The following is a 1,634-nucleotide window of genomic DNA, read 5'->3' on the forward strand; positions in this document are numbered from 1 at the left end:
CCTTTGGGCTCTTTTCAGGCTGTAGACAAGTAACTGTCTACAGCTTTTTTTTTGGTTTTTTGGTATAATATTTTTAAATGAGGAGGCGATTTAATTTATGATGGGAATTAAAAATGTTAATGAACGAAATACTGTTAAAACTATTAATTTGGATAATCTTGTTCCTGAAAATCATATCATTAGAAAAATTGACAAAGCTATTGATTTATCATTCATTTATGATAAAGTTAAAGATCTATACAGCCCTTATGGAACTGAAAGTATCGATCCTATAGTTCTTTTTAAAATAATTATGATTCAATATATTTTTGGGATTCGTTCTATGAGGCAAACCATTAAAGAGATACAAGTTAATATCGCGTATAGATGGTATATTGGTTATGGATTTGATGAACAGATTCCTCATTTTTCAACTTTTGGTAAAAATTACAAAAGACGATTTGAAGGAACTGACATTTTTGATGAAATTTTTAAACAAATTCTTGCTGAAGTTACTAAATGTAACTTTCTTGATGAGGAAAATATATTTGTTGATGGAACTCATATAAAAGCAAGCGCTAATAATAAAAAAAGTATTAGCAAATTTGTTGAAGTTAGCGCTAAATTCTATGAAAAATCTCTTCAAGAAGAAATCTCTAAAGATAGAGAAATTAATAAAAAAAACTTTAAATTTTGATGAAAAAACTGATATAAAAAGAATTAAAGTAAGTAAAACTGACTCTGAATGTGGGGTATTCCATAAAGGTGAACACAAAAAAGTATTTGCATATAGCGCGAATACAGCCTGTGATAAAAATAATTTTGTTTTAGGGTTTGTTTTAACTCCTGGAAACTACCATGACTCTTCATCTTTTGCAGAACTCTATCAACAAGTGACAGCCTCTTATCCTAATATCAACAATATAGTTGCTGACTCAGGATATCGAACTCCTGCTATAGCAAAATTAATAATAGATGATAATCGAACTCCAATTTTTCCATATAAGAGACTCATGACAAAAGATGGGTTTTTTAAAAAATATGAATATGTTTATGATGAATATTACGATTGTTACGTTTGTCCTAATAATGAAGTCTTGAAATATAGTACTACCAATAGAGAGGGCTATAAAGAATATAAAAGTAACCAAAAAATTTGTAAAAAATGTCAGTTTTTAGAAAAATGTACAGAGAGTAAAAATAAGACTAAAATAGTTGCCAGACATGTATGGGAAAATTATTTAGAGAAAGTAGAAGATATAAGGCATACAATAGGAATTAAAGAGATTTATTCTCTTAGGAGTCAAACTATAGAAAGAGTTTTTGCTGACGCGAAAGAACTCCATGGAATGAGATATACGCAATATAGAGGGTTAGCGAAAGTAAAAATGGAGCTCACTCTCAAATTTGCATGTATGAATTTAAAAAAATTAGCAATGTGGAAGTTTGGAAAAGACTTCCTTAATACAAATTTCTGTAAAAACAACTCAAAATTTGTAAAAATAAAAAAAATAGCTATCAAATATTATTATTCAATAGCCATTTGTCTACAAGCTGGAGACTTCTTCAAATTTTGTGTAAACTCTAAAAAATTTAGAGTAATATTTTATATTTTTTAGGGGGATGATTTAAAAAAATCATCCCTTTTTAAATAT

1 pseudogene is annotated in these 1,634 nt (G+C 28.0%); it reads left to right on the forward strand.

Annotated features, from left to right (window positions below):
- Positions 1–97 precede the first annotated feature (97 nt).
- Positions 98–1,598 (forward strand): annotated as a pseudogene (locus ACMOUI_RS08745) (IS1182 family transposase).
- Positions 1,599–1,634 lie beyond the last annotated feature (36 nt).

The sequence above is a fragment of the Cetobacterium sp. genome (assembly GCF_048470075.1).
In the GTDB taxonomy this organism is placed as follows: domain Bacteria; phylum Fusobacteriota; class Fusobacteriia; order Fusobacteriales; family Fusobacteriaceae; genus Cetobacterium_A.